The 25,805-nt window shown below is 72.9% G+C and carries 23 protein-coding genes and 1 riboswitch; of the genes, 12 read left to right on the forward strand and 11 right to left on the reverse strand.

Annotated elements, in window-relative coordinates; genetic code table 11:
- Nucleotides 1-225: 225 nt before the first annotated feature.
- Nucleotides 226-1,848: a chaperonin GroEL gene (gene groL, locus AB0I89_RS20575; protein WP_357128934.1), complete on the forward strand. Its 1,623-nt coding sequence runs from the start codon at nt 226-228 to the stop codon at nt 1,846-1,848.
- Nucleotides 1,849-1,906: 58 nt separating this feature from the next.
- Here the strand turns inward: groL and AB0I89_RS20580 are convergent, their stop codons facing one another.
- The 3 genes from AB0I89_RS20580 to AB0I89_RS20590 form a co-directional block, all read right to left on the reverse strand.
- Nucleotides 1,907-2,152 carry a hypothetical protein gene (locus AB0I89_RS20580; RefSeq protein ID WP_357128937.1) on the reverse strand — a complete coding sequence of 82 codons (246 nt, stop codon included), beginning with the start codon at nt 2,150-2,152 and terminating at the stop codon, nt 1,907-1,909.
- 76 nt (nt 2,153-2,228) lie between these two features.
- Nucleotides 2,229-3,164: a GNAT family N-acetyltransferase gene (locus AB0I89_RS20585; RefSeq protein WP_357128940.1), complete on the reverse strand. Its 936-nt coding sequence runs from the start codon at nt 3,162-3,164 to the stop codon at nt 2,229-2,231.
- Nucleotides 3,165-3,203: 39 nt separating this feature from the next.
- Nucleotides 3,204-5,843: a S8 family serine peptidase gene (locus AB0I89_RS20590; protein WP_357128943.1), complete on the reverse strand. Its 2,640-nt coding sequence runs from the start codon at nt 5,841-5,843 to the stop codon at nt 3,204-3,206.
- Between the two features lie 155 nt (nt 5,844-5,998).
- Here AB0I89_RS20590 and AB0I89_RS20595 point away from each other — a divergent pair, with 155 nt between their 5' ends.
- Both AB0I89_RS20595 and AB0I89_RS20600 read left to right on the forward strand, forming a co-directional pair.
- A complete protein-coding gene (locus tag AB0I89_RS20595) occupies nt 5,999-7,828 on the forward strand; it encodes a glycerol-3-phosphate dehydrogenase/oxidase (protein WP_357128946.1) in 1,830 nt (609 codons plus the stop codon).
- 89 nt (nt 7,829-7,917) lie between these two features.
- Nucleotides 7,918-8,454, forward strand: a complete 537-nt coding sequence (locus tag AB0I89_RS20600; protein ID WP_357128949.1) for a hypothetical protein — start codon at nt 7,918-7,920, stop codon at nt 8,452-8,454.
- Nucleotides 8,455-8,464: 10 nt separating this feature from the next.
- Here the strand turns inward: AB0I89_RS20600 and AB0I89_RS20605 are convergent, their stop codons facing one another.
- The gene (locus tag AB0I89_RS20605) at nt 8,465-9,865 is read right to left on the reverse strand and encodes an FAD-linked oxidase C-terminal domain-containing protein (protein ID WP_357128952.1); all 1,401 of its coding nucleotides are present in this window, start codon (nt 9,863-9,865) and stop codon (nt 8,465-8,467) included.
- A 56-nt stretch (nt 9,866-9,921) separates the two neighbouring features.
- On the opposite strand from AB0I89_RS20605, the gene AB0I89_RS20610 reads away from it, so the two are divergent.
- Complete coding sequence (locus tag AB0I89_RS20610) at nt 9,922-10,197, forward strand: DUF4031 domain-containing protein (protein ID WP_357128955.1); 276 nt, start codon at nt 9,922-9,924, stop codon at nt 10,195-10,197.
- Here AB0I89_RS20610 and AB0I89_RS20615 read toward each other — a convergent pair.
- The gene (locus tag AB0I89_RS20615) at nt 10,175-10,825 is read right to left on the reverse strand and encodes a metal-dependent phosphohydrolase (protein WP_357128957.1); all 651 of its coding nucleotides are present in this window, start codon (nt 10,823-10,825) and stop codon (nt 10,175-10,177) included. The two genes, AB0I89_RS20610 and AB0I89_RS20615, sit on opposite strands and share 23 nt — an antisense overlap.
- A gap of 140 nt (nt 10,826-10,965) precedes the next feature.
- Between AB0I89_RS20615 and AB0I89_RS20620 the strand changes: the two genes are divergently transcribed.
- Nucleotides 10,966-12,168 (forward strand): FUSC family protein, encoded by a 1,203-nt coding sequence (locus AB0I89_RS20620; protein WP_357129244.1) that lies wholly within the window; start codon nt 10,966-10,968, stop codon nt 12,166-12,168.
- Between the two features lie 9 nt (nt 12,169-12,177).
- Here the strand turns inward: AB0I89_RS20620 and AB0I89_RS20625 are convergent, their stop codons facing one another.
- Nucleotides 12,178-13,422 carry an aminotransferase class V-fold PLP-dependent enzyme gene (locus AB0I89_RS20625; protein WP_357129248.1) on the reverse strand — a complete coding sequence of 415 codons (1,245 nt, stop codon included), beginning with the start codon at nt 13,420-13,422 and terminating at the stop codon, nt 12,178-12,180.
- A gap of 70 nt (nt 13,423-13,492) precedes the next feature.
- Nucleotides 13,493-13,613: riboswitch (SAM riboswitch) on the reverse strand.
- A gap of 23 nt (nt 13,614-13,636) precedes the next feature.
- Between AB0I89_RS20625 and AB0I89_RS20630 the strand changes: the two genes are divergently transcribed.
- Nucleotides 13,637-15,118, forward strand: a complete 1,482-nt coding sequence (locus tag AB0I89_RS20630; RefSeq protein ID WP_357128960.1) for a PrsW family intramembrane metalloprotease — start codon at nt 13,637-13,639, stop codon at nt 15,116-15,118.
- 36 nt (nt 15,119-15,154) lie between these two features.
- On the opposite strand, the gene AB0I89_RS20635 is transcribed toward AB0I89_RS20630, so the two are convergent.
- Both AB0I89_RS20635 and AB0I89_RS20640 read right to left on the reverse strand, forming a co-directional pair.
- The gene (locus tag AB0I89_RS20635; protein WP_355050889.1) at nt 15,155-15,322 is read right to left on the reverse strand and encodes a hypothetical protein; all 168 of its coding nucleotides are present in this window, start codon (nt 15,320-15,322) and stop codon (nt 15,155-15,157) included.
- Between the two features lie 84 nt (nt 15,323-15,406).
- Nucleotides 15,407-15,745, reverse strand: coding sequence for a co-chaperone GroES (locus AB0I89_RS20640; protein ID WP_357128963.1), 339 nt, complete (start codon nt 15,743-15,745; stop codon nt 15,407-15,409).
- Between the two features lie 158 nt (nt 15,746-15,903).
- On the opposite strand from AB0I89_RS20640, the gene AB0I89_RS20645 reads away from it, so the two are divergent.
- Nucleotides 15,904-17,202, forward strand: coding sequence for an AI-2E family transporter (locus AB0I89_RS20645; RefSeq protein WP_357128966.1), 1,299 nt, complete (start codon nt 15,904-15,906; stop codon nt 17,200-17,202).
- Between the two features lie 133 nt (nt 17,203-17,335).
- On the opposite strand, the gene AB0I89_RS20650 is transcribed toward AB0I89_RS20645, so the two are convergent.
- Complete coding sequence (locus AB0I89_RS20650) at nt 17,336-19,525, reverse strand: ATP-dependent DNA helicase (RefSeq protein ID WP_357128969.1); 2,190 nt, start codon at nt 19,523-19,525, stop codon at nt 17,336-17,338.
- A gap of 88 nt (nt 19,526-19,613) precedes the next feature.
- Between AB0I89_RS20650 and AB0I89_RS20655 the strand changes: the two genes are divergently transcribed.
- From AB0I89_RS20655 to AB0I89_RS20670, 4 genes are all read left to right on the forward strand, one after another.
- Nucleotides 19,614-20,120 (forward strand): DUF402 domain-containing protein, encoded by a 507-nt coding sequence (locus AB0I89_RS20655; protein WP_357128972.1) that lies wholly within the window; start codon nt 19,614-19,616, stop codon nt 20,118-20,120.
- 55 nt (nt 20,121-20,175) lie between these two features.
- Nucleotides 20,176-21,126, forward strand: a complete 951-nt coding sequence (locus AB0I89_RS20660) for a PPK2 family polyphosphate kinase (protein ID WP_357128975.1) — start codon at nt 20,176-20,178, stop codon at nt 21,124-21,126.
- A gap of 127 nt (nt 21,127-21,253) precedes the next feature.
- A complete protein-coding gene (locus AB0I89_RS20665; protein ID WP_355050883.1) occupies nt 21,254-21,880 on the forward strand; it encodes a DUF47 family protein in 627 nt (208 codons plus the stop codon).
- Between the two features lie 4 nt (nt 21,881-21,884).
- The gene (locus AB0I89_RS20670) at nt 21,885-22,892 is read left to right on the forward strand and encodes an inorganic phosphate transporter (RefSeq protein ID WP_357128979.1); all 1,008 of its coding nucleotides are present in this window, start codon (nt 21,885-21,887) and stop codon (nt 22,890-22,892) included.
- Nucleotides 22,893-22,943: 51 nt separating this feature from the next.
- On the opposite strand, the gene AB0I89_RS20675 is transcribed toward AB0I89_RS20670, so the two are convergent.
- The gene (locus AB0I89_RS20675) at nt 22,944-23,912 is read right to left on the reverse strand and encodes a Gfo/Idh/MocA family oxidoreductase (RefSeq protein ID WP_357128982.1); all 969 of its coding nucleotides are present in this window, start codon (nt 23,910-23,912) and stop codon (nt 22,944-22,946) included.
- Nucleotides 23,913-24,144: 232 nt separating this feature from the next.
- Here AB0I89_RS20675 and AB0I89_RS20680 point away from each other — a divergent pair, with 232 nt between their 5' ends.
- Nucleotides 24,145-24,978, forward strand: coding sequence for an NUDIX hydrolase (locus AB0I89_RS20680; protein WP_357128985.1), 834 nt, complete (start codon nt 24,145-24,147; stop codon nt 24,976-24,978).
- A gap of 36 nt (nt 24,979-25,014) precedes the next feature.
- Here the strand turns inward: AB0I89_RS20680 and pstB are convergent, their stop codons facing one another.
- Entirely contained in the window at nt 25,015-25,791 is a 777-nt protein-coding gene (gene pstB, locus AB0I89_RS20685; RefSeq protein ID WP_099848932.1) for a phosphate ABC transporter ATP-binding protein PstB, read from the reverse strand.
- Nucleotides 25,792-25,805 lie beyond the last annotated feature (14 nt).

Raw genomic sequence — 25,805 nt, forward strand, 5'->3', positions numbered from 1 at the left:
CATTGGCACTCGCATACCGTGAGTGCCAATGGTCGGGACGGTGGGGCCTGGTTGCGCCGGTGTGGAGACACCGGGGCAGCACATGGCCGGTCGTCGCGGGCTATCCGGCCCGGCCGAAGGACGTCGTCGTCGCCAGGTGGCGACGTCCCAAGGTGCGTACACCAGGCGGCCCATCCGGGGCACACATCTCGGGTGGCCCGTGAGTGTCCAGGAGGACAACGCCGTATGGCCAAGATGATCGCGTTCGACGAAGAGGCGCGCCGCGGCCTCGAGCGGGGCATGAACCAGCTCGCCGACGCCGTAAAGGTGACCCTCGGCCCCAAGGGCCGCAACGTCGTGCTCGAGAAGAAGTGGGGTGCCCCCACCATCACCAACGATGGTGTGAGCATCGCCAAGGAGATCGAGCTCGAGGACCCGTACGAGAAGATCGGCGCTGAGCTGGTCAAGGAGGTCGCCAAGAAGACCGACGACGTTGCCGGTGACGGCACGACGACGGCGACCGTCCTGGCCCAGGCCCTGGTTCGCGAGGGCCTGCGCAACGTGGCCGCCGGCGCCAACCCGATGGCCCTGAAGCGGGGCATCGAGGCCGCGGTCGCGAGCGTCTCGGAGGAGCTGTCCAAGCTCGCCAAGGACGTCGAGACCAAGGAGCAGATCGCCTCCACCGCCTCCATCTCCGCTGGCGACAGCACTGTCGGCGAGATCATCGCCGAGGCGATGGACAAGGTCGGCAAGGAAGGCGTCATCACCGTCGAGGAGAGCAACACCTTCGGGCTGGAGCTGGAGCTCACCGAGGGTATGCGCTTCGACAAGGGCTACATCTCGGCCTACTTCATGACCGACCCGGAGCGTATGGAGGCCGTCTTCGACGACCCGTACATCCTGATCGTCAACAGCAAGATCTCGTCGGTGAAGGACCTGCTCCCGATCCTGGAGAAGGTCATGCAGGGCGGCAAGCCGCTGCTGATCATCGCCGAGGACATCGAGGGCGAGGCCCTGGCCACCCTGGTCGTCAACAAGGTCCGGGGCACCTTCAAGTCGGTCGCCGTCAAGGCGCCGGGCTTCGGTGACCGCCGCAAGGCCATGCTGGGCGACATCGCCATCCTCACCGGCGGCCAGGTCATCAGCGAGGAGGTCGGTCTCAAGCTCGACGCCGTCAGCGTCGACATGCTGGGCCACGCCCGCAAGGTCGTCGTCACCAAGGACGAGACCACCATCGTCGACGGTGCCGGTGACGCCGAGCAGATCCAGGGCCGGGTCAACCAGATCCGGGCCGAGATCGACAAGAGCGACTCCGACTACGACCGCGAGAAGCTGCAGGAGCGGCTGGCCAAGCTGGCCGGTGGCGTTGCGGTCATCAAGGTCGGCGCGGCCACCGAGGTCGAGCTGAAGGAGCGCAAGCACCGCATCGAGGACGCCGTTCGCAACGCGAAGGCGGCCGTCGAGGAGGGCATCGTCCCCGGTGGTGGCGTCGCGCTGGTGCAGGCCGGCAAGACCGCCTTCGACAAGCTGGACCTGGTCGGCGACGAGGCGACCGGTGCCAACATCGTCAAGGTCGCGCTGGACGCCCCGCTGCGGCAGATCGCCGTTAACGCCGGCCTCGAGGGCGGCGTCGTGGTGGAGAAGGTCCGTAACCTCGAAGCGGGTCACGGCCTCAACGCCGCCAACGGCGAGTACGTCGACCTGCTGGCCGCGGGCATCATCGACCCGGCCAAGGTGACGCGCTCGGCGCTGCAGAACGCGTCGTCGATCGCCGCGCTGTTCCTCACCACCGAGGCCGTCGTCGCGGACAAGCCGGAGAAGACCCCGGCTGCCCCGGCTGGCCCGGGTGGCGGGGACATGGACTTCTGAGTCCAGTTCCGACACACCGAACGGGGCGGGCCGCTGACGTGGTCCGCCCCGTTCGTCGTCAGGTGGGCAGTGGACGCTGGTTGCGGCGCTTCTGCGCCCGGTCGTACGGCGGCAGCGACCGGATCGGCGCGTCCACCATCTCCTGCGGTTCCTCGGTCGCCGGTCGGCCGTCGGTGCTCATCTCGGCCAGTTGTTCGGCGTCGCCGTAGTCCAACCGGTCGAACGGCAGTTGGCCGGGCAGTTCGTCGGCCGGTTTCCAGGTGATCGGCGGGCCGTCCTCGGTCTGGTCGTCATCCGTGGTCATGGCTGCCTCCTCTACCGAAACGGTAGGGGGCGTCGATGCCCGACGCGGACGAATGGGTCAATGTCCCATTTGACCGCTATTCGGCCCCAAGCCGTCGCCGGTACAGGAAGAAGACCCGCTCGATCCGCGCACCCGCGCTGCCCGAGTAGAACGGCACCGGCCCCACCCAGCCGATCTCCGCCCGGTCCAGTCCCGCCGCACGCTGATCCCGCAGGCAGCGTCGCAGCAGCACTCCGCCGATGCCCGAGCCCTCGGCGGCCGGGGCGGTGCCCATCGGCCCGAACCAGCTCGGCCGGGACGATCCGTAGGCGGCGAAGCCCAGCACCTCGCCGGCCCGCTCCGCCAGGTGGCAGCCGGCCCCCTCGCGGCCCACCGATCCGGCCAGCTCACCGTCCCAGGCGCCGCCGAAGGTGGACCGGGCGAACGCGGTCAGCGCCGGCAGGTCAGCGGGCTCGGCCCGCCGTACCGTGATGCCCTGCCCGGCCAGCCGCCGCTCGGCGGCCTCCGTCGACCGCAGCGCCGGGGACTCGTCGTACGACAGGTCCGCCGTCATGTTCCAGGCGGTCCGGTCCTGCTGGTAGCCGAGCGCGAGGGCCGCGCACACCGCCGGCGTGTACCGCACGTCGATGCCCGGCCAGGCGTAGTACGGCGGGTTTCCGGCCAGCAGCACCTCGGTCACGCCGTGCTCGGCGAGCGCCCGCTCGGCCCGGGCGACCAGGCTGCGGCCCACGCCCCGGCGACGCTGCCCCGGCAGTACGGCGACCAGGTCCACGTGCCCGATGCCCGGCTCCGTCGGCGACACCGAGCAGAGCAGCACCCCGACCAGGTCGCCGGCCCGGTACGCCCCCAGCCCGATCACCGTCCGGTCGACGGCGGCCCGCGGCCAGAGGACGTCCACGACGGCGTCCGCCTCGGCGGCGTCCTCGGGCAGGTCGAGGGCCTGCGCGCAGAGCCGCGCCACGGCGGGCGCGAGATCGAGGGCCAGCTCGGTGACGGTGATCTCGGCGTCCATGGGTGCCGACCCTAGATCACCCGCCGCCTCCCGCCCTGCTCACCCCCGGGCGGCGCGGACGGCGGCGTACGCGTCGACCTGCCCGGCGCCGGTGACGTTCGCCGGGGTGCCGCAGGCGTCACTCGGATTGCGTGAGCGGTACGTCGGCTCGGCCGGCGTGGCGGTGTCCCGCAGGATCTGCCGGGTCCGGGTCAGATCGCCGATCAGCGCCGGGTTCGCCGACCACATGAGCGCGACCACTCCCGCCACCTGCGGGGTCGCCATCGACGTGCCGTCCAGCGCCGCGTACCCGCCGCCGGGCATGGCCGAGACGACCCCCACCCCGGGGGCCAGCACGTCCGGCTTGCCCGCGCCGCCCTCCACCGGCCCGCGCGAGGAGAACTCCGCGACGCGTCGCTGCGCGTCCACCGCGCCCACGGTCAGCACGTTCGCGTACGGCGCGGGTGGTTCGTCGATCGACGCGCACCACGGGCCGCTGTTCCCGGCGGCGGCGACCACGAAGATCCCGGCCGCGTCCAGCGCCGTGGTGGCCGGCAGCAACGCGCCCCGGTCGCAACCCTCGATCGAGGGGCAGCTCCACGAGTTGGTCAGCACCTGCGGGGCGCGCTCCGGCCGGCCGTCGGTGAACGGGTCACCCCCCGCGGGGAACGGCGCCAGCATGAACTGGAGGCAGTCCAGGTAGTGCCCCGGGCTGCCCAGGTTGCGGTCCAGGTTGACGCAGCCCACCCACTGCGCGTCCGGGGCCACGCCGATGCCGTTGCGCCCGACCGCGCTGCCCACCGTGTGGGTGCCGTGCCCGCCCTGGTCGTTCGGTGCCCGGGTGCCGTCCCACGGGTCGTACCAGGAGTCGTCACCGCCCCGGAACCCGGGCCGCAGCGCTGGATGGCTGCCGTCCACGCCGGAATCGGAACTGCCGACCACGATCCCCGCGCCGGTCGCCCCGAGCTGGGACCAGACCCGGTCCGCGCCGAGCTGACGGATGTTCCACTCCGGGCCGGTCGGTGCCGGCGCGGTGCCCCGGGTCTGCCCCGCCGGGGCGGGCAGGGGCCGTAGACGCTGGCTGATCAGCACCCGGGCCACCTCGGGCCGACGGGCGAGCCAGGCGCGCACGGCCGGACCACCGTCCACCTCGACCGCGTTGACCAGGTAGTACGGCACCGGGTCGAGCCGTAGCCGCCCCGCCGTGCGGCGCAGGTCGGCCTGCGTACGGTCGGCGGTCGCCACCAGCCGCCGGTAGACCTCCGTTGCCCGGGTATCCCGCCCGGCCTGTCCCGTTGCGCCGGCCGGGATGCCGCTCAGGTCGGCCTGCTCGCGCAGCACCACCAGCAGCCGCTCGCCGTACAGGCCGGGCTGACCGGGCCCGGCGTCGACCACGCCCACCGCCACCAGCAGGACCGCCGCCGCCAGCGTGGCCACCCGGCGACTCGGGGTACGTGCCGCCGGGCGGGCCAGCAGCACCGCGTACCCGATGGCGAGGACGACCGCGACGGCGAGGCCGACGCCGGCGGCGGCCGCAACCCAGAACGGCACGTCGCGGGTGCCGACCAGCAGCAGAGTGATCTCTTCCGGATCGGTGAAGGCCAGCGGCCCGAGGGCGGCCAGGCCCACCAGCCAGCCGGTCGCGACCCGGCCCACGCGGACCGGATCGGTCGTGTCGACGCCGGGCTGCGAGGCCGCGACCAGTCTCCCGGTGGCCGGCCGCCAGGTCGCGGCCCAGAGCGCGGCGAGCACGAAACCGGTCGGCGGCAGCGTCAGCAGGGCGGGCAGCTGCGCGCCGGACTGGCCCGTCCCGGCCGCGAGCAGCAGCAGCGCCAACCCGGCGACGAGGCCACCGACCAGCACCAGGCGGGCCGGTCGGGGTGGCCGGCCGACCGCGAACCGGGACCAGAAGGTGGCGTCCAGCAGCATGGCGGCCAGCCCGCCCAGCGAGGCGGCTGCCAGGACCGCGAGGACGGTCTCCAGCAGGCCGCCGAGCGCGCCCAGCCAGGCCCACGGCAGCAACAGCGCCAACCCGGCGGCGACCGCCAGCAGCGGCACCGCGCCCGGCCGACGCGAGCCGCGCCCCGCCAGCTCCGCGTCACCGGTGGCCCCCGTCCGCACGGCGTCGGCCCGCCCCGGGTCGGATTCGGTCCGCGCGGCGACGGTCGGGGCGGCATCGGTCCGCGCGGCGACGGTCGGGGCGGCGTCGGTCGGGGCGGCATCGGTCCGCGCGGCGTCGCCTTCGCCGCCGGGCGCCGGGCCGTCGACCAGGCCAGCCGGCCCGGGGTACGTCCGCCGACGTCCCGACCACCTGACGGCGAGCGCGCCGAGCAGCGCCGTCGCGGCCAGCGCGGCGAGGTAGGCCTCGTGGTGCACGGGCGGCACCACCCGCAGCAGGGTGAGCACACCGAGGGTCAGCGCACCGAGCAGCCACACCCGTCCGGTGGCCCGGACAGCGGCCGAGCGGGGCAGGACAGCCAGCAGCAGGGCGGGCGTGCCGGCCAGCACGACGGCGGCCAGGCCGAGCACCGGCCAGAGCCAGCCCACCCGGTCCCGTCCGAAGCCCAGCAGCACCTGATCGGTCAGCCAGCCACCGGTCTGGCTGGCCACCGTGACCGCGACGGTCCAGCAGCCGACGAAGACGGCCGCGACCACCGGCCACGGGGAGCTGCGGTCGTCGACTCCAGGATGACCATGCATCCAGGAACCCTACGGCTACCCGGAAAATCTTTGGACACTTCCCGGTGGCCGCCAACGGGAACTGTCCGAGATCTGCGGCCGGTCGAGGTGGAACGCGGGCGGGGCGGAGCTGGCGGCACGTGTCGACCGGCTGGTACGGCGGTTACGGTGGATGAGTGCGTGATCCCAATGTCTCCCGGTCCGTCGCCGGGCAGCTCTCGCCGATCCGTCGTGCGGCAGACCTGCGCCGACTCCGCGCCGAACGCTTCGACGTCCTGGTCATCGGGGGTGGGGTGACCGGTGCCGGTGCCGCCCTGGACGCGGCGTCCCGGGGCCTGAAGGTGGCCCTGGTCGAGGCGCGCGACCTCGCGTCGGGCACGTCGAGCCGATCCAGCAAGCTGATCCACGGCGGGCTGCGTTACCTGGAGCAGTTGGAGTTCCATCTGGTCCACGAGGCGCTGACCGAGCGCGGTCTGCTGGCGACCCGGCTCGCGCCGCACCTGGTCCGTCCGGTGCCGTTCCTCGTGCCGCTGCCCGCCGGCCGGGGTCTGCGGGACCTGCCGGCGCGCGTCTTCCGCCGTTCGTACTACGGCGCGGGCGTGGCCGCGTACGACGCCTTCGCCGGTCTCTTCGGCGGTGGCCGGGGCATGCCACTGCACCGGCACCTCACCCGGGAGGGCGCTCGGCGGATCTTCCCGAGCCTGCGTGCCGACACCCTGGCCGGCGCGATCCGCTACTACGACGGGCAGGTCGACGACGCCCGGTTGGTCGTCACCCTGGCCCGCACCGCGGCCAGCCTCGGCGCCACGGTGGTGAGCAGCGCCCGTGCCGTCGGGTTGATCCGCCAGGCGCGGGAGGTCACCGGTGTCCGGGTCCGCGACCTGGAGGCCCCGCCCGGCTCGCCGGACGCGGAGTTCGAGGTGCAGGCCCGCACCGTCATCGCGGCCACCGGCGTGTGGAGCGACGACATGTCCCGGATGCTCAACGACGTGGGCCTGCGGCCCGGCATCCGGGTGCGCGCCTCGAAGGGCGTGCACCTGGTGGTGCCCCGCTCGGCGATCACCGGGGAGACGGGGCTGATCCTGCGTACGGCGACGTCGGTGCTCTTCGTCATCCCGTGGGGCGGGCACTGGATCATCGGTACGACGGACACCGACTGGCGGTTGGACCGGTCCCACCCGGCCGCTTCGGCACGCGACATCGACTACCTGTTGCAGCAGGTCAACACCGTCTTGGACCGGCCGCTGACGACCGCCGACATCGAGGGCGTCTACGCCGGGCTGCGCCCGCTGCTGGCCGGGGAGGCCGACTCCACCTCGAAGCTGTCCCGGGAACACGCGGTGTTCGAGCCGATGCTCGGGCTGCTGCTGGTGGCCGGTGGCAAGTACACGACGTACCGGGTGATGGCCTCCGACGTGGTCGACCGGGCCGTACGCCGGTTGGGGGGCGGCCGGGCGTCGCGGACGGCCGACCTGCCGCTGCTGGGCGCGGACGGGTACGCGGCGCTGTGGCGGGACCGGGCCGACCTGGCCCGGCGGCACGGCGTTCCGGTGGGGGTGGTGGAGCACCTGCTGGAGCGGTACGGCAGCCTCACCCTCGACCTGCTGGCGCTTGTCGACGCCGAGCCGCTGCTCGCGTCGCCGCTGGCCGGCGCTCCGGAGTACCTGGCGGCCGAGGTCGCCTACGCGGCGCGGGCCGAGGGGGCGCTGCACCTGGAGGACGTGCTGACCCGACGTACCCGGATCTCGTTCGAGACCAGTCACCGTGGCCTGGAGTCGGCGGAGCACGCGGCCGAGTTGATGGGCTCGGTGCTGGGGTGGGACGCGGCCACCCGGGCCGCCGAGGTCGAGCACTACCGCGCGCGGGTCGAGGCGGAGCGCCGGTCCCAGCTCATGCCGGATGACGCCGGGGCGGACGCCGCGCGACTCGGCGTGCCGGACGCCCGGGGGTACGCCGCGGACCGGGGTGGCGACGATCAGGCGGAGCTGCGACCCACGGCGAGATGACCGGTATGTAACGCTACCGATGGGTAACTAGCTATAGCGGCCCGGATGGTGGTTTCGAACGCTACCTACGGTGGGGTAGGTTTCCGCGCGTGCTGTACCGCGCGCGCCCCCTTCTGCTCGCCCCCGTTCTCGCCGTGGTGCTCGTCGGTGCCCTGGCCGGGTGTTCGCTACTCGGTCGCGACGACGCCGAGACGCCGGCCGCCCCTCCGCCGGCCGGCTCGGCGGCCGGCCAATCGACCCCCGAGGTCCCCACGACGGTCGCCCAGGGGCAGGTCAGTCTGCTCCAACGCCTCGGAGCGGACGCTCCGCTGCGCACCCTGAGCGTCGAGCGGGACGGCTCGTGGCAGTGCCTCGACTGCGCCGGTGACGGGGTCACCTCCCGCGGCCGGCTGGCGCCGGAGCAGACCGAGCGGCTGCAGGTGCTGCTCGCCGACCCCCGGCTCGCCGAGGAGACCGACCAGGCCCGGCGGTACCGGACCACCTGCATCGACGCGCTCACGTCGAGCCTGCTCACCTCGTCCGGGCTGATCTCCTCGCAGGACTGCCCGGGTGAGGAGCGCCCGCCGGTGGCCGGCGAGATCCTGTTGCTGCTCACCCAGGCCACGCCCGCCGAGGTCAAGGGCTGAGCACAGCCCGTCAGAGCACCTTGCCGGGGTTGAGCAGACCGGCCGGGTCCAGCGCCGACTTGATCGCCTGGTGCACCCGGACGCCGACCGGGCCGATTTCCCGCGCCAACCACTCCCGCTTGAGCAGGCCCACGCCGTGCTCGCCGGTGCAGGTGCCGCCCAGGTCCAGACCGAGGCGCATGATCTCGTCGAACGCCCGCCGACCTCGCTGCACGCTCTCCGGGTCGGCCCGGTCGACGACGATGTTCGGATGCATGTTGCCGTCCCCGGCGTGCCCCACCACGCCGATCGGCACCTCGCACTCCGCCGCGATCCGGGCCACCCCGTCGAGCAGCGCGGCGAGCGCACCGCGCGGCACGGCCACGTCGTCGATCACCAGGCCGCCGCTGCCTCCGGGGTGGGTGTCGGCGGCGAACTTCTCCATCGCGGGATGGGCCAGTCGACGGGCCTGCAACAACGCCGCCGCCTCCAGCCCGTCGGTGGCCGCGTAGACCTCCTCGGCGCCGGCCGCTTCGCACACCTGCGCCACGGCGGCCAGGTCGTCGGCGGCCCGGTCACCGGTGTCGGCGGCGGCCAGCAGCAGGGCCTGCGCGTCGGTCCGCAGGCCCATCGGCCGGTACGCCTCGATCGCCCGCAGGTGGGTCTGGTCCAGCAACTCCAACAGGCTGGGGGTGAGGCCCCGCGCGGCGATCTGGGCCACCGCCGTGCCCGCCGCCGCGGTGGATCCGAAGACCGCCACCAGGGTCAACGAGTCGGCCGGGGCGGGCCGTAGCGCCACGGTCACCTCGGTGATCACGCCGAGGGTGCCCTCCGAGCCGACGAAGAGCCGCGTCAGGTCGTAGCCCGCCACCCCCTTGGCGGTACGCCGGCCGGTGCGCAGCACCTCACCGGAGGCGAGCACCACCTCCAGGCCCAGCACGTACTCGGTGGTCACGCCGTACTTCACGCAGCACATGCCGCCCGCGTTGGTGGCCACGTTGCCGCCGATCGTGGACGACTCCCAGGAGCCGGGGTCCGGTGGGTACCAGAGGCCCTGCTTCGCGACCGCCGCCGCGAGCGCGGCGTTGACGACGCCCGGCTGGACGACCGCGATGCGGCTCACCGGGTCGATCTCCCGGATCTCGTCCATCGCGACGGTGCTGAGCACCACCGAGCCGTCCACCGCGTTAGCCGCGCCGGCCAGCCCGGTTCGCGCGCCCTGCGGCACGACCGGTACGCCGTGGCGGGCCGCCGCGCGGACCACCGCGACCACCTGCTCGGTGGTCCGGGGACGGGTCACCACGAGGGGTACGCCGGCGACGCAGAGGTCAGCCTCGTCGCGCTGGTGCCCGCGCAGCAGGTCCGGGTCGGTGAGCACGGCGTTCTCGCCCAGGGCGGCGCGCAGGTCGTCGAGGAGTCCGGTGGGGGCCATGCCGCCGAGGCTAAGCCGTGTGTCAGCGGTCATCAACGCGGGTTAGCTTTGGCGACATGCTCTACCTGGACCGGCCTGCCTGGCCGTGGCGCGGTCGGCTCTGGTCGCACCTGATCAGCGATGTCTCCTACGCCGAGTTGCACGCCTTCGCGGAGGCCTTGGGCGCACCCCGACGCGCTTTCGACCGGGACCACTACGACATTCCGGCCGATCGGTTCGCGGCGGCGGTGTGGCTCGGCGCCCGGGTGGTGCCGAGCCGGGAACTGGTCCGGCTGCTGCGCGACGCCGGGCTGCGCCGCCCGAAGCACCTCAGCGGTTCGCCGGCCCGGTGAGAGTTACCAGCTCACGACGAAGATTGTCGCGGGCCGAGGCCTCCCACCGTTGCGCCAGCGGCGGCAGCCGGAACAGCGCGGGCAGTTCCAGCAGCCCGGTGAGAACGCGGGCCCGACCGGTGCGGAAGGCCGGGTCGGGCACGTGCGCGTACTCCCGTCGGATGGCCGCCGCGTAGCGGTCGTAGGCGGCCGGCGGGCCGGCCAGCACGGCGAGGTCGGCGTCGCAGAGCAGCGCGCCGTCGTCGTCGTCCGCCGTCACCCGGTGCCCGGCGGTGAGCAGGACCAGCCGACGGACCTCGGCCACCGCGGGTTCGGGTACCCCGAGCCCGGTGAGCAGGCTCCCGGCCAGTTCCGCGCTGTCCCGTTCGTTGGCGTCACCGGCGGCCCGGGGGTCGTAGACCGCGTCGTGGCACCACGCTGCCAACCGGACCAGGTTCGGCCGTTCGGCCAGCCCGGCATGGCGGTCCACCACATCGAGTACGGCGGCCAGGTGCGTGACGGTGTGGTACTGCCGGTGCGGCTCCCGCCAGCGGGCGAGCAGCCGCTCACCGGCCAGAGTCGCGTGCTCGTCGGTTTCCGCGCCGGCGGCGCGGACCGCCGCCCGCCACCGTTCCAGCAGATCGGCCACCGTCCGAGTCTGCCGCATTCGTCCGCACCGCGCGCCGGCGGGAGGATTCAGCGGGTCTGCCACGGGTAGTCGCGCCCATGGCGGTGGCCCGGGACAAGAGACCTCCGACGGTGCGGCGTGTGCCGCTGCGCGACGGACTGGTGGACGTCGACGGAGCGCGTATCGCCGAGGCCACCGAGCAACTCAAGCATCGCAGCCGGGCCACCCTGCACGACCGGCTGCACCGGGTGCGGATGGCCGGTGGGCTCGCCGTCCAGGCCGGGTTGGCGGCCGGCCTGGCGTACCTCGTCTCGCACAAGGTGCTCGGCAACCCGCAGCCGGTCTTCGCGCCGATCTCCGCGGTCGGCACCCTGGCCGCGTCGGTGGGTCAGCGGTTCCGCCGGACCGTGGAGCTGATCGTCGGGGTGGGCGTCGGGGTGGCCGTCGGCGATCTGCTGATCTACTTCCTCGGCACCGGCGCGTGGCAGCTCGGTCTGGTGGTCACCGTGGCGATCCTGCTCACCATCTTCGCCGGGGCGAGCGTGGCCATCGTCATCCAGGCGGCGGCCACGGCGGTGCTGATCGTGACGCTGAGCCCGTCCACCCAGAATCTGGAGATCCCCCGCTTCGTCGACGCGTTCCTCGGCGGCGGCGTCGCGTTGCTGGTGACGGCGGTGCTGCTGCCGTTGAACCCGCTCCGGGTGATCAACCGGGCCGCCCGGCCGGCGCTGGACCTGCTCGCGGCGCAGCTCGACGCCACCGCCGACGGCCTGCGCTCCGGGGACCGCGCCACCATCCAGCGGGCGCTGGAACGGCTGCGCAACAACAAGGACGAGCTGGCCACCCTGAGCGAGGCGATCGAGGGCGCCAAGGAGACCGCCACCCTGTCGCCGGCCCGCTGGCACCGCCGGGACGAACTCGTCCACTACGCGGAGGCGGCCGACCCGATCGACCGGGCGATGCGCAACTCCGGCACCCTGATCCGCCGGTCCGTCACCCTGATCGAGGACGACGAGCCGGTGCCCGACCCCATGCCGGACGCGATCGGCCACCTCGCCGAGTCGGTCCGGCTGCTCAAACACGAGTTCGCGGCGGGGGAGGAGCCGCAGAAGGCGCGGGAGCGGTCGCTGCGGGCCGTCAGCGAGGCCGGCCGCGCGTACGGGGAGGGGGTGGGCTTCTCCGGCAGCGTCGTGATCGCCCAGATCCGCACCACGGCCAGTGACCTGCTGGTGGCCTCCGGCATTGAGCAGGAGGAGGCGAACCGCTGCATCCGCACCTCCTTCGGGGACCAGGAGCGGCCGGTGGGTGAGCCCGCCGAGCCGGGCGACGCGCCGAAGCCACCCACCGCCCCGCCAGTCGGCTGAGAACGCGCCTCAGGCCAGCTCGGCGAGCGCCGCAAGGAGCCGGTCCACCTGGGCGGCGGTGCTGCCCAGACCGATGCTGGCACGCAGCGCGGTCGGCGGCAGATCCCTCCGGCCGGTACGCGAGGCAGCCTCGTCGAGCAGCCGCCGGGCCAGCGGGTGGGCGCAGAACAACCCGTCCCGTACGCCGATGTGGTGCTCGGCGGCGAGCCGGGCGGCCACCGTGGCCGAGTCCTGGCCGGCGACCACGAACGACACGATGCCGACCCGGGGCGCGTCCGGGCCGAAGGTCCGCAACTCCACGACGTGCGGCAGGGCCGCGAGGCCGGCGCGGAGCCGGGCCAGCAACGCCTGCTCGCGGGCGGCGAGCGCGACCCGGTCGGCGTCGGTCAACGCCGCGCACACCGCCGCCAGCGCCACCGCGCCGAGCAGGTTGGGGGTGCCGCCCTCGTGCCGGGCCGGACCGGTCGCCCAGGTCACGTCGTGGGTGGCCGGCCCGACGTGGCTGGTGGCCCCGCCACCGGCGAGGTACGGCGGGGCCGCGTCCAGCCAGTCCGCCCGGCCGACGAGCACACCCGCGCCGAACGGGGCGTACAGCTTGTGGCCGGAGACGGCCAGGTAGTCCACGTCGAGCGTGCGCCTGTCGACCGGGACGTGCGGGGCGAGCTGCGCCGCGTCGAGGACGATCCGGGCGCCGTGCCGGTGGGCCACCCGGGCCAGTTCGGCGACCGGCCACAGCTCACCGGTCACGTTGCTCGCCCCGGTCACCGCGACCAGCACCGGCAGCGCGGGGTTGCTGTCGCGGCGCAGTTCGGTCAGCGCGGCGGCGAGATCGCGTACCGCCCCGGCCGGGTTGGCGGGTACCGGCAGGCGTACCGAGCCGCGCGGCCAGGGCAGCAGGTTCGCGTGGTGCTCACCGGCGAAGGTGACCACCGTCGTGCCGGCCGGCAACGACCGGGCCAGCAGGTTGAGCGCGTCCGTGGTGTTGCGGGTGAAGACCACGTGGTCATCGGCGCCCGCGCCGAGGAAGTCGCCGACGGTCTGCCGGGCCCGCTCGTAGGCCAGCGTGCAGCGCCGCGACAGCGCTCCCGCGCCCCGGTGCACGCTGGCGTACCAGGGCAGCAGTTCGGTGACCGCGTCGGCCGCGGCCCGCGCGCACGGCGCGGTGGCCGCGTAGTCGAGGTTGATCTCGCCGGGCACGCCCAGCACGTCGAGCGCCGCCGACGGCGGGGACGCGAGAGCGGGCAGGCTGGGCAGCGAGGGTACGAGGGTGACGGACACGCCGGAACCTCCGGGGTCAGGGACCCCGGGTATGGCATCGGGACGGGGTCCGCGCTTGCCCAGCACGCCGATCGGGCTGGGCCCGGTCATCACCCGGGGCACCCCACCGCGAACTCGACGAGGGTTGCCGGCCAGCAAGCCGGGGCTTGACGCTGGCGCTCGTGACCTGCCGGCAGCATAGCGGCTGTGGATGCGACCGGACCAGCCGGCGGGGGATGGCTACGCTGACCGCATGGCCGACACCCCGCCCGGTGCACCCCTGCCGTCGCCGCCGCACCCGCCCGCGGTTCCGCCCGCCGGCACGTCACCCGGGATGCCGCCGCGCCGCTTCGGCTGGCTGCGGTTCCTGGTGCTGGCCGGGGTGGTGCTGCTCATCGCCGCGTGCGCGGTCTTCATGGTCGTCCGCCTCGGTCAGTCGCTCGGCCTCGACGCGCTGCTCATCGGGGTGGGCGCCGCGATCCTGCCGGTTCCGGTGCTGGTCGCCTGCTTCCTCTGGCTCGACCGGTACGAACCGGAACCCCTGAAATACCTGGTCTTCTGCTTCGCCTGGGGGGCGTTCGTCTCCACCGCCGCCTCGCTGAACGTGAACGAGTTCGCCGCCGGACGATTCGCCGACTGGGGGCTGCCGGACGCGCTGACCGGCGTACTGGTGGCGCCGTTCATCGAGGAGTTGACCAAGGCGCTCGGCCCGATCCTGCTGCTGGTGTTCCGCCGCCGGGAGTGGTCCGGGATCACCGACGGCCTGGTCTACTGCGGGCTCTCCGCGGTCGGCTTCGCCATGGTGGAGAACATCCTCTACCTGGGCGGGTACGGCTACGCGGCCGGTGCCGACCGGTACGGCCCGGCGACCGGCACCCAACAGGTGATCGCCATCTTCATCGTGCGGATCCTCCTGTTCGGGTTCGCCCATCCCCTCTTCACCTCGATGACCGGCGTGGGGCTCGGCGTGGCCTCCCGGAGCGCCGACCGGCGGGTCCGGGTGCTGGCCCCGATCGCCGGCCTGCTGCTCGCGATGATGCTGCACGGCACGTGGAACCTGCTGCCGACGCTCACCCAGGCCACCGGCGAGGCCGTGATCATGCTGTACGGCTTCCTGGGCCTGATGGTGCCGGTGTTCTTCGGCGTGGTCGGGCTGGCCGTGTGGCTGCGCGCCTGGGAAGGGCGGCTCACCGAACGGACGCTGCCGGACTACGTACGCGCCGGCTGGTTGAGCCCACCGGAGGTGGCCGCCCTGAGCAGCCTGGGTCGTCGGCACGCCGCCCGGAGCTGGGCACGCCGCGTCGGCGGCGACGCCGGTGCGCGTGCCATGCGCGGGTACCAGCTCGCCGCGACCCGGCTGGCCCTGCTGCGGGACGGGACGCTGCGCGGTCTGGACCGTAAGCCGTCCGACCGGGAACGGACCGCCGTCGAGGAGCGGCAGCTCCTGGAGGCGATCACCGCGTACCGGTCGTACTTCGTGGGCCGCGACCCGCAGGCCCCGGTCGGTGTCTGGGACGGTAGCCAGTACCACCTGCGCTTTCCGGACGGCACGCAGCGATCGGTGTCCGCGCCCGACGAGCCGGTGGTGCCCATTCCGGTGGTGCTCGCCCCGCCGCCCCCGGTCGGCAACTATCCGCCGCCCGGTTGGCACGGCCTGCGCCCCGCCGCGCCGTGGCCGCCCGGTAACGCCTGAGCGCGGGCGGGCGGTCTCGCGGCGCGGCCGGCGGGGTCAGGTCATCAGGGTGGTGAGGAAGTCGCCGAGTCCCTGGGCCATGGCGATCAACGCCGCCCCGATCCCCTTGAACAACTGCGCCGCGCCGTCCGGCCGGAACGCCATGAAGTAGATCAGGAACGCGACGCTGCCCCAGGTCAGCAGTTTCTTCACGAATACCGGCATCGTCCCTCCCCAGGGCAACGGTCGCCGGCTGGCTTCCCGGCGTACGGTCCGACAAACGAAGCGGTCGGGCCCGGGGCGGGGCGGCTACAGGTAGAGGCCGGTGGGGTCGTTCTCGATCCGCTCGGCGGCCACGGCGTGCACGTCGCGCTCGCGTAGCAGCACGTACCCGCGGCCGTGCAGCTCGACCTCGGAGCGGTCGTCGGGGTCGAAGAGCACCCGGTCGCCGGAGACGATGGCGCGGACGTTCGGCCCCACACCCACGGCGGTGGCCCACGCGAGGCGCTTGCCGACCGCTGCGGTCGCCGGGATGACGATTCCTGCGGTGGAGCGACGCTCGCCCTCGCTGCCCTCCATCCGCACCAGCACGCGGTCGTGCAGCAGGCGGATCGGCAGGCCGGAGTCGAGATCCTGGTCGGCGGTCACGGGGCAGACGCTACCGTGTCGCAGCTGACCGTCCGCCGGTGGTTACGCCCATGGTCGTGCGGGCATTGTGTGGCGGAACTGCCCTACGGTGTCGGGAACGGACGTATGCTGTCCGACCTGTCGCCGTGGGCGGACGATTCTTCTGCCAGGAGGTGCGCTTGAGCCGCTTCGAGCGGGTACGCGGGCGGCTGCGCCGCGCCTACCAGTCAGAAAAGAAGTCGGTACGCGCCGCCCAGGAGACCCCGAGCGACGCGCCGGAGACGCCCGGCATCGCCTCGCCGGCCGTCCCCGGGCCGGCCGCCCCGGCGCAGGCCACGGTCGTCGGAGCGGAGCCCCCGGTGGACCTGCACAGCTCGACGTCCAGCCGGGACGACGCCGACGTGCCGCACGGCCTGCGGATCGCCGCCGCCTGGTGCTGGCGGCTGATCGTGATCGGTGTGGTGGCCTGGGCGCTGCTCCGGATCGTCGGCACCGTCCGGATCGTGATCATCCCGTTGGCCATCGCGTTGCTGCTCTCGGCCCTGCTCGCGCCCGCCGTGGGTTGGCTGCTGCGGGCCCGGCTGCCCCGTTCGCTGGCGACGGCCGTGGTGCTGGTCGGCGGTCTGGCGGCGGTCATCGGCACGCTCACCCTGGTGGTCAACGAGTTCATCCGGGGCGTTCCGGAGCTGAGCGAGAAGTCGTCGCAGGGCGTCCGGCAGATCCAGAACTGGCTCAAGACGGGCCCGTTGCACCTGTCCGACACCCAGCTCGACCGGTACATCGACGAGGCGCAGGGCTGGATCAACGACAACACCTCGAAGTTCACCAGCGGCGCGCTGAGCACCGCGGCGACGCTGGCGGAGGTGCTGACCGGCACGCTGCTGGTGCTGTTCGCGACGTTCTTCTTCCTGCGCGACGGCAACAAGATCTGGCGTTTCGTCGTCCGGCTGCTGCCGGTGGCCGCCCGCTGGAAGGTCGACGACGCCGGGCGGGCCGCCTGGCAGACCCTCGTCGCGTACGTCCGCGCGACCGTGCTGGTCGCCTTCATCGACGCCGTCGGCATCGGCATCTTCCTGGTCATCTTCGACGTGCCGTTCGCCTTCCCGCTGGCCGCCCTGGTGTTCCTCGGCGCGTTCATCCCGATCGTCGGTGCGGCGCTCTCCGGCGGTGTCGCCGTGCTGGTGGCACTTGTCGACAGCGGCCCGGTCACCGCGCTGATCATCCTGGGCGCCGTGATCGGCGTGCAGCAGGTCGAGGGGCACGTGCTCCAGCCCATCATCATGGGCCGGGCGGTGGCCATCCACCCGCTCGCGGTGATCATCGGGATCGCGGCCGGCGTGGTGCTCGCGGGCATCACCGGCGCGCTGGTCTCCGTCCCGCTGATCGCGGTGCTGAACACCGCGGTACGCCGCCTCGTCGCCCGGACGGTCCCCGACACCCCGCCCGACGCCGTGGTCGTCGCCTCGCAGGCCCCCTGACCGTCCGCCCCCACCCCCGGACTCCGCGATCTTGCACTTTCGGTGGTGACAATAGGGCCCAAAAGCACCATATCGGCAACCGAAACTGCAAGATCGGCGCGGAGTTCGGGGCCCGAGTCCGGGGCGCGGGCTTTTACGTGGTGGCTAGGCGCTTCAGGGCGCCGCGGGCCACCTCGGGGCGGGTCGTGTACCAGAACGGGGGCAGGGAACGGCGCAGGAAGGGTCCGTAGCCTCGGGCGGTCTCCAGGCGTGAGTCGAGCACCGCGACGACCCCCTTGTCGCCGGTGGCTCGGATCAGCCGGCCCACGCCCTGCGCGAGGCGTACCGCGGCGATCGGCACGCTGACGGCGGCGAACCCGGAGCCGCCGCCCGCGTCCACGGCGGCGGCGCGGGCCGCCGCGAGCGGCTCGTCGGGCCGGGGGAAGGGCAGCCGGTCGATGACCACGAGCTGGCAGGCGTCGCCCGGCACGTCCACCCCCTGCCAGAGCGACATCACCCCGAACAGGCAGCTCGACCGCTCCTCGCGGAACCGGCGGACCAGCAGCGGCAGCGCCTCCTCGCCCTGTAACAACACCGGCAGGTCGGTCCGCGCGCGCAGCAGCTCCGCCGCCTGCGTCGCGGCCCGTCGGGAGGAGAAGAGCCCCAGAGTACGACCACCGAGCGCCTCGACGAGCCCGAGCAGCTCCTCACCGGCCGCGTCGGGCAGCCCGGAGACGCTGGGCCGGGGCAGGTGCGCGGCGACGTACAGGATGCCCTGCCGTGCGTAGTCGAACGGCGAGCCCACGTCCAGCGAGCGCCAGCCCGGTCCCTCGGTCGCCGGGATGGTGGTGGCGTCGGCCAGCCGGCGGCCCGGTGTCTCGGCGGCCGGGCGGCCCGCGCCGGTGCGGGCGGCCTGCGCGGCGGCGGCGGGCGACGCCGGAACCGGCGGCGCGTCCAGGCCGAGGGCGCGGGCCACCGTGTCGAACCGGCCGCCGAGCGCCAGGGTGGCCGAGGTGGCGACCACGGTGCGTTCGTCGTACAGGTGGGCGGCGAGGGTGCCGGCGACCGACAGCGGTGCGACCACCAGTGCCCGTCGGTTGCCGCTGTCGTTCTTCTCCACCCAGGCCACGTCGTGGTCGGCCTCTTCGAGGAGCCGTTGGGCGGTGGTGGACAGGTCGTCCATCGCGGCCTTGGCCTGCTGCTTGCGCACCGGATCGGGGTCGTCGGACTTGATGTCGCCGATGGCGTCCAGGGCGGCGCGGGTGGCCGAGTCGAGCAGGGTGCACGCCTCGCGCAACGGTGTCGGCAGACCGGCGGTGAGGCGACCGGCCGGCGCCTCGGCCAGCCCGACGGCGAGGGCGTCACCGGCGGCGACGAGCGCGTCGGCCGTCTCCGGGCGCAGCAGCGGGCGGGCCCGCCGGGTGGACCGGTCGATCATCTCCGGCACCAGCTCGGCCTGGGCGGCGGAGGAGACGCGGTCGGCCAGCTCGTGCGCCTCGTCGACGATCAGCAGCTTGTGCGGCGGGACGATGTGCCGCTCGGCCAGCATGTCCACCGCGAGGAGGCTGTGGTTGGTCACCACGATGTCGGCCTCGCGGGCGCGGGCCCGGGACGCCTCGGCGAAGCACTCCGCGCCGAACGGGCAGCGGGCCGCGCCGACGCACTCCCGCGACGGCATGGAGACCAGCCGCCACGCCTGGTCGTCGACGCCCGGGTCCAGCTCGTCGCGGTCGCCGGTGTCGGTCTTCTCGGCCCAGTCACGCAGGCGCTCGATCTGCTTGCCCAGCCGGCCGGCCTCGCCGAGCCACTTGGTGCCGCCGCCGGGGCGGGCGGCCGGGGCGTCGAAGAGGGTGTCCTCCGGCTCGTCGGCGGTGGAGTTGTCCAGTCGGGCCAGGCAGAGATAGTGGTGGCGACCCTTGAGCACCGCGAACGTGGGCCGGCGGCCGAGCAGCGGCTCGACCGCGTCGGCCAGTCGGGGAAGGTCGTGGTCGACGAGTTGGGACTGCAACGCCAGCGTGGCCGTGGAGACCACCACCGGGCCGTCCACGGTGAGGGCCGGCGCGAGATAGGCCAGTGACTTGCCGGTGCCGGTGCCGGCCTGCACGAGCAGGTGCTCGCCGCTGGTCACGCAATCCTCGATGGCGGTGGTCATCTGCTGCTGGCCGGGCCGCGCGGTGCCGCCGGGGACCGCGCCGACCGCCGCCGCGAGCAGCTCCGTGCCGCTGGGCCGGGTGCCCCGCCGCCGGCCCGCGCCACGGGCCGAGGGGGTGGCGGAACCGGTGGCGGTGCGGGGCGGAGTCACCGTGCGACGGTACCCGTCGCCGCCGACACCGACCGCGCCCATCCGCCCGCGTGGCGTGTGCCGGCGGGCCGGCGTCGTCCGGTTACGGCGGCACTACGACGTGTGGGCGCTATCGGTTAGGGTGCGAATCATGCCGAGCGACGTGGTCCGAGTGATCTACCGCAAGTACGACGGCAGCGCCCACCGCGACTACCCGGCCCGCCGCCTCGCCGAGGACGACCTCGGCGTCTGGCTCGGCGTCCCGTTCGGCACCGAGTCGGTCTACCACGGCCGGCCGTCGGTGGAGAAGATCCCCTTCGTCCTGCTGGTGCCGCACCACGCCTGGTGGACGTGCATGTTCAACCCCCCGCCGCGCACCAGCGAGGTCTACTGCGACATCGCCACCCCGGCCCGTTGGGAGTCCGACGACACCGTCCACCTGATCGATCTCGACCTGGACGTGGTCCGCCGGCGGGCCACCGGTGTGGTGGAGCTGCTGGACGAGGACGAGTTCGCCGAGCACCGGGCCCGCTTCGGCTACCCGGACGACGTGGTGGTCGAGGCCGAGGCGGCGGCCCGGTGGTTGTACGGCGCTCTCGGCGACGGCACCGAACCGTTCGCCACCTCGTACCGCAAGTGGTTGGCCCTGGTGGTCTGAGCCGGCGCGTCGGGCTCGCCGGGCGGATGGCGCGCGGGTGGGCGATGATCCTCAGATGAGCGAATCCCGGCAGGAGCAGGGCGGTCGGATCGTGACGCCGCGCGGTGGGTCCGTGCGGGATCTGTTGCGGGTCACCGCTCCGGTGGATCTCGCCGCGATCGATCCCCGGTCCACGCCCGGCCTGCCGGCCGCCGAGGAGATGGGCGAACGCCGCAAGACCTGGGCCCGCGCGCAGGTGGAGCTGATCGGCGAGGAGTTGGGCCGCCAGCAGGAGATGCTGTTCGCGATGGCGAAGGCCGGGTCGACGCGCCCCGCGCACCGGGTGCTGCTGGTGCTCCAGGCGATGGACTGCGGTGGCAAGGACGGCACGATCAAGCGGGTGGCGGGCGCGATGAACCCGCTGGGCCTGCACATCCGTTCGTTCGGGCCGCCGACCGAGGAGGAGTTGCAACACGACTTCCTGTGGCGGATCCGCCGGGAGTTGCCGCCTGCGGGGTACGTGGGCATGTTCAACCGGTCGCACTACGAGGACGTGCTGATCGCCCGGGTCGGCGCGTTGGTGCCGGAGGCGATCTGGCGGGCCCGGTACGACGAGATCAACTCCTTCGAGCGGGAGTTGACCGAGGACGGCGTGACCGTGATCAAGGTGATGCTGCACATCTCGTACGCCGAGCAGGGCGAGCGGCTGCTGGAACGGCTCACGGACCCGCGTAAGCACTGGAAGTACAACCCGTCGGACGTCGACTCCCGGTCGCACTGGGACGACTACCAGGCCGCGTACGCCGAGGCCCTGAGCCGGTGTGGCACGGACGCCGCGCCGTGGTTCGTGGTGCCGGCGGACCGTAAGTGGTACCGGGACTGGGCGGTGGCCCATCTGCTGAAGGAGACGTTCGACACGCTCCGGCTGGGGTATCCGCCTGCCGATTTCGACGTGGCGCACGAGCGCGAGCGGTTGGCTGCTGGGGGAGCGGGGACGGCTGGGACGCCCGAGATGAACACTAGGTGAACGAGCGGTGAATGTGGTCCGACCAGGGGTGGGCCGGCGAATTTGCGGATCTGGCGTTTCCTAGCATTCACCGAGCGGACGCCCACGGACGCCGCCACCCTTCCACCGACGCGACGAGGTCTGTGCTGTGAAGTTTTCCTTCCGCCCCACCGAGGGCGCCTTCTACGAGCTCTTCACCAGGGCCGCGCAGAACCTGGTCCGGGGCACCACGCTGCTGAACGAACTGGCCCTGCCCGGTGTCGACGTGCAGTCGGTCAGCGAGCGACTGACCGAGGTCGAGCACGACAGCGACCAGATCACGCATGATCTTTACAAGAAGATCAACTCGACCTTCATCACGCCCTTCGACCGGGAGGACATCTACCGGCTCGGCTCGCTGCTCGACGACGTGATGGACCACCTGGAGGCGGTCGGCGACCTGCTCTACCTGTACGGGCTCACCGAGCTGCCGGCGCTGCCCCGCGAACTGCACGAGATGGTCAACGTGCTCGACCAGCAGGCCAAGCTGACGGCCGAGGCGATGCCCCGGCTGCAGTCGATGAAGGATCTCGAGGACTACTGGATCGAGTGCAACCGGCTGGAGAACGAGGGCGACCGGATCAACCGGCAGCTCCTCGTCCGGCTCTTCTCCGGCGAGTACGACGCGTTGACGGTGCTGAAGATGAAGGAGGTCGCCGACGAGTTGGAAGCCGCCTGCGACGCCTTCGAGCACGTGGCCAACACGGTCGAGACCATCGCGGTCAAGGAGTCCTGAACCGGTGTCTACCGAACTCATCGCCGTCCTGGCGGTGATCGCGGTGGCCCTGGCGTTCGACTACACCAACGGCTTCCACGACGCCGCCAACGCGATCGCGACAAGCGTCTCCACCCGCGCGCTGACACCCCGGATCGCCCTCGGCCTCGCCGCGGTCGGCAACTTCATCGGCGCCCACTTCGGCGCCGGCGTCGCGAAGACCGTCGGCGACGGCCTGGTCACCCTCCCCACGGGGGTGAGCAGCCTCGGGGTGGTCTTCGCCGGGGTGCTGGGCGCCATCGCCTGGAACCTGATCACCTGGTACTTCGGCCTGCCGTCGTCGTCCTCGCACGCGCTCTTCGGCGGCCTGGTCGGCGCGACCCTGCTGTCCAGCGGCGGCATCGTGCAGTGGGGCAACATCGGCGAGAAGGTCATCCTGCCGATGGTGCTCTCGCCGATCGTCGGCCTCACCCTCGGTTACCTGCTGATGCTGGCGATCCTCTGGCTGTTCCGTAAGGGTCAGCCGGGCAAGCTCAACCGGGGTTTCCGCCACGCGCAGACCGTCTCCGCCGCCGCCATGTCGGTCGGCCACGGCATGCAGGACGCCGCCAAGACGATGGGCATCGTGGTGCTGGCGCTCTACACCGGCGGCTTCCAGGAGAGCAAGACCCACATCCCGGGCTGGGTCTTCTGGACCTCGGCCACCATGCTGGCCCTCGGCACGTACGCCGGTGGTTGGCGGATCATCCGCACCCTCGGTCGTAAGATCATCGACCTCGGGCCGCCGGAGGGCTTCGCCGCCGAGACGGTGGCCAGCGCGGTGCTCTACTTCAACGCCCTGGTGCTCAAGGCCCCGATCTCCACGACCCACACGATCACCTCGGCGATCATGGGCGTGGGCGCGACCAAGCGACTCTCCGCGGTCCGCTGGAACGTCGCCGGCAACATCGTGATCGCCTGGATCATCACGTTCCCGGCGGCCGCGCTGATCGCCTGCGTCACCTACCTGCTGGTCCGGCCGCTCTTCGGCTGACCGGTCCGCGTGCCCGAAACGGCCCCCGGCTGTCCGGGGGCCGTTTCGCGTTCACTCGTAACGCACGCCGATCTGCTCCCGGACCGTGTCCAGCAGGGTCATCACCTCGAGGGTCGTGGTGTGCGGCACCAGCGGGCTCTCGGTCAGCCCGGCGGCCAGGCAGCGCCCCACCTCGATCGCCTCGTACTGGTAGCCGTTGCCGGCCTCCTCGGCGGTGATCGTCTCGGGCTCGGCGCCGTCCCGGTACAGGGTCAGCGAGGCCGGCCGGAAGAACGGCTCCGGCAGGTCGATACGGCCGGCGCTGCCGGTGATCGAGGCGGCCAACGAACTCGCGCCGACCATGCCGCAGCTCAGCGTGGCCACTGCCCCGCTGTCGTACCCGAGGAGGATGCCGGTGTTCTCGTCGGTCCCCTCCGGGCCCAGGTGCGCCCAGGAGCGGATGTGCTGCGGCACGCCCAGCAGCAGGTGCGCCAGGCTGATCGGGTAGATCCCCAGGTCGAGCAGCGCGCCCCCACCCAGCGCCGGGTTGCGCATCCGGTGCTCCGGCGGGAACGGCCCGGCCACCCCGAAGTCGGCCCGCACGTTGCGCACCGTGCCGATGGCGCCCTCGGCGATCAGCTCGACCGCGCGGAGGATGAGCGGGTTAGTCCGCATCCACATGGCCTCCATGAGGAAGACCCCGGCGGCGCGGGCGGTGTCCACCAGCTCGGTGCTGGTGGCCAGGTCGAGGGTGAACGGCTTCTCCAGCAGCACCGCGCGGCCGGCGGTCAGGCAGGTCAGCGCCGCCTCGTGGTGCGCGGCGTGCGGAGTGGCCACGTAGATCACGTCGACCTCAGGGTCGGCGGCCAGCTCCACCCAGGAGCCGTACGCCCGCTGCGCGCCGTACGTGTCCGCGAACCGCCGCGCGCTGTCGGCGGAGCGGGAGCCGACCGCGACCAGTTCGGCGTCCGGCACCAGCCGGAGGTCTTCGGCGAAACGGCTGGCGATGTGGCCGGTGGCCAGGATGCCCCAACGAGTCATGCGTCGAACGCTAGCCGAGCCAGCTGAACGGCCCGCTGCTGCCCAGCCCGTCTCTGCTCGGCCAGCGGTGCGGTGGTCCCGGGCCTGACGCCGCGATGAGCGTGATGACTGTGCGGCATATTGATGCCACACAGTCATCACGCTCGCGGCGGCGACCGGTCGCACCGAGCCGGCTGCCTCGTCGCCTGACGCTCGCCCGGCGACAGCGGGGCCGGACACTAGGCTCGCGGGCATGACGATCGACAGCGACGGCTTCGCCGCGCCGGCCGCCCTGGTCGAGCACGCCCGCCGGTTCCAGGCCGAGGGCGGCAGCCCGGCGACGCCGCGGGTCGCGGCCACCGTGCTGCTGCTGCGTCCGACCGACACCGACTTCGAGGTGTACGTCATCCGCCGGGTCGCCGCCATGACCTTCGGCGGGATGTACGCCTTCCCCGGCGGCGGGGTGGACCGCTCCGACTCCGACGCGCACCTGGACTGGGCTGGGCCGACGCCGACCGACTGGGCGGGGCGGCTCGGAGTGGGCGCGGACGCCGCCCAGGCGGTGGTCTGCGCTGCCGCCCGGGAGGTCTTCGAGGAGGCGGGTGTGCTGCTCGCCGGGCCCGGCCCGGCGACGGTGGTGGGTGACGTCAGCGGAGACGACTGGGAGACGGCCCGGCAGGACCTGGAGGGGCGTCGGCTGGGCTTCGCCGCACTGCTCGCCGACCGCCGACTCACCCTGCGGTCTGATCTGCTGTTGCCCTGGAGCCGGTGGATCACTCCGGAGTTCGAGCCGCGCCGCTTCGACACGTACTTCTTCGTGGCCCTGCTGCCGGCCGGACAGCGGACCCGCGACGTCTCCGGCGAGGCCGACCACACGCTGTGGATCCGGCCGGCGGACGCGCTGGCCCGGGCCCAGGCCGGCGAGCTGACCATGCTGCCACCGACCCTGGTAACGCTGGCCCAGATTGCGGCGGCCGGCGACCTGGCGGGAGTGGCAAGCGCGGCGGCGGATCGCGACGCCGCCACCCCCGTCACCCCACGCCTGGACCTGCCGCCGAACGGCGAGCCCCGCTTCGTCCTGAGCTGAGCCCGCCGCCAGCGTCGTCGAGTGCAGTCCGGCGGCTCAGCCGAAGCGGCCGGTGATGTAGTCCTCGGTCTTCTTCACGCTCGGGTTGCTGAAGATCTTCTGGGTGTTGTCGTACTCGATCAGCCGGCCCGGGTCGCCGGTCTTCTCGATCGAGAAGAAGGCGGTCCGGTCCGACACCCGGGCGGCCTGCTGCATGTTGTGGGTCACGATGATGATCGTGAACTTGTCCTTGAGCTGGAACATCAGGTCCTCGATGGCCAGCGTGGAGATCGGGTCCAGGGCCGAGCAGGGCTCGTCCATCAGCACGACCTGCGGCTCGACCGCGATGGTCCGGGCGATGCAGAGCCGCTGCTGCTGACCGCCGGAGAGGCCCGCGCCCGGCTTGCCGAGGCGGTCCTTGACCTCGTCCCACAGGTTCGCCGAACGCAGGGCCTTCTCGGCCGCGTCCTCCAGGATCGACTTCTTGCGGACCCCGTTGAGCTTCAGCCCGGCCACCACGTTCTCGAAGATGCTCATGGTCGGGAACGGGTTCGGCCGCTGGAAGACCATGCCGATCGTGCGCCGGACCGCGGTGACGTCCACGTCCCGGTCGTAGATGTCCTGGTCGTCGATGGTCAGGCTGCCCTCGACGCGGGCCCCCGGCAGCACCTCGTGCATCCGGTTGATCGACCGCAGGAACGTCGACTTGCCGCAACCGGACGGCCCGATGAGAGCGGTGACGGTCTTCGGCTCGACGGTCAGGTTGATGTTCTCGATCGCCTTGAAGCCGCCGTAGTACGCGGTGACGTTCGAGGCGGAGACGCGCTTGGCCATGGTGGTACCTCCGG

Origin of the sequence: Micromonospora sp. NPDC049801 (assembly GCF_040656575.1) — a bacterium.
GTDB lineage: Bacteria > Actinomycetota > Actinomycetes > Mycobacteriales > Micromonosporaceae > Micromonospora.

Bases quoted from the DNA above. Each gene is read 5' to 3' on its own strand.
- pstB (WP_099848932.1), bottom strand. From the start codon at position 25,791: ATGGCCAAGCGCGTCTCCGCCTCGAACGTCACCGCGTACTACGGCGGC.
- AB0I89_RS20635 (WP_355050889.1), bottom strand. From the start codon at position 15,322: ATGCCGGTATTCGTGAAGAAACTGCTGACCTGGGGCAGCGTCGCGTTC.
- AB0I89_RS20605 (WP_357128952.1), bottom strand. From the start codon at position 9,865: ATGGCCCCCACCGGACTCCTCGACGACCTGCGCGCCGCCCTGGGCGAG.
- AB0I89_RS20630 (WP_357128960.1), top strand. From the start codon at position 13,637: ATGCGACCGGACCAGCCGGCGGGGGATGGCTACGCTGACCGCATGGCC.
- AB0I89_RS20675 (WP_357128982.1), bottom strand. From the start codon at position 23,912: ATGACTCGTTGGGGCATCCTGGCCACCGGCCACATCGCCAGCCGTTTC.
- AB0I89_RS20580 (WP_357128937.1), bottom strand. From the start codon at position 2,152: ATGACCACGGATGACGACCAGACCGAGGACGGCCCGCCGATCACCTGG.
- groL (WP_357128934.1), top strand. From the start codon at position 226: ATGGCCAAGATGATCGCGTTCGACGAAGAGGCGCGCCGCGGCCTCGAG.
- AB0I89_RS20680 (WP_357128985.1), top strand. From the start codon at position 24,145: ATGACGATCGACAGCGACGGCTTCGCCGCGCCGGCCGCCCTGGTCGAG.
- AB0I89_RS20650 (WP_357128969.1), bottom strand. From the start codon at position 19,525: ATGGGCGCGGTCGGTGTCGGCGGCGACGGGTACCGTCGCACGGTGACT.
- AB0I89_RS20655 (WP_357128972.1), top strand. From the start codon at position 19,614: ATGCCGAGCGACGTGGTCCGAGTGATCTACCGCAAGTACGACGGCAGC.
- AB0I89_RS20610 (WP_357128955.1), top strand. From the start codon at position 9,922: ATGCTCTACCTGGACCGGCCTGCCTGGCCGTGGCGCGGTCGGCTCTGG.
- AB0I89_RS20590 (WP_357128943.1), bottom strand. From the start codon at position 5,843: ATGCATGGTCATCCTGGAGTCGACGACCGCAGCTCCCCGTGGCCGGTG.
- AB0I89_RS20660 (WP_357128975.1), top strand. From the start codon at position 20,176: ATGAGCGAATCCCGGCAGGAGCAGGGCGGTCGGATCGTGACGCCGCGC.
- AB0I89_RS20585 (WP_357128940.1), bottom strand. From the start codon at position 3,164: ATGGACGCCGAGATCACCGTCACCGAGCTGGCCCTCGATCTCGCGCCC.